Annotated in this window: 1 protein-coding gene; it reads right to left on the bottom strand. The window is 51.6% G+C overall.

Annotated elements, in window-relative coordinates; translation table 11 throughout:
* On the bottom strand, positions 1-927 hold a 927-nt coding region (locus DWV53_RS15375; protein WP_147468833.1), incomplete at its 3' end, for a hypothetical protein.
* Between the last annotated feature and the right edge of the window lie 40 nt (positions 928-967).

Genomic DNA, 967 nt, shown 5'->3' with positions numbered 1-967 from the left:
CTTGCCGTCCTCGGTCTTCTTGCCCTTCAGTCCTTCCGTGAAGGCACCCATCAGTCCGCCCATCACCTTCTTCACAGTCTCCTTTGGTATCACGCTGATCACCTCGCAGGAGATTGTGTAGTTGCCATTCTTCTCTAGGCTGGCATTGATATAAGTGTCGTTGGCGTAGCTATCCTTGGTGGCATCCTCGTGCTCGTGATGCTCGCCCACGGCATATTGGCTTCCGTGCCAGGCGAAGAGCAGTTTCAGTTCCTCCAGGTAGCCCTCCACCAACTCGTCGGTGTTAGCCTGGTTGCCTATCTTCATGAAGTCAAGACCTATCGCCTTCTTCATTTCCTGCATGATGGGCATGGAGGCGATGTCCTTCATGCTCGCCTTGAAGAGAGCCTTTGCCTGCTTCTTGATTTGCGAGAGATTGGTAATCTTGGTGATGCTACCATATTCATCGGTCTCAAAGTTGATGGTGGTGCCTATCACGCTCTTGGCGGTGCGCTCCGCTATCATGGCCATCATCTTGTCCCGGAAGTTGTCGCCCACCGAATCGGCCTTTACGTCCAGGAAGGTGTAGCTCATCTTATAGCCCTTGCTGGTGGAATCGTTTACCACGAGGCGCACCTGGGTGGATACGCCGAGCGTCTTCACCGTGTCCTTGCCGTTCACCTTCCACTCATTCTCATATATCCAGTATTCGCAGGTGTCGCCCTTGCAGAAGTACGCCACCACATTCACCACCGAGTCTTCGCCAGCTGCGTCCACTTCCAACGTGTCGGAGTTGTTCGATAGCCATTGACTATCAGCGATTTTCTTGTCAATCGATACCGTGTCCTCTACCTTAGGCGACATTTCTCCGCCCCTCACGATGCCGTGGTTGGCGAGCAGTCCGCAAGCTATCATGCAGCTCATCACTATCAACGAGATTTTCTTCATAAGTTCATTTTTTATGTTGTTTATTCTTCAAGTTTTTATT

The organism is Segatella copri, from assembly GCF_003465495.1.
Classification (GTDB): Bacteria; Bacteroidota; Bacteroidia; order Bacteroidales; family Bacteroidaceae; genus Prevotella; species Prevotella copri_G.
Note: the sequence above shows the minus strand (reverse complement) of the source record. Positions and strands in the feature narration are given on the sequence as shown.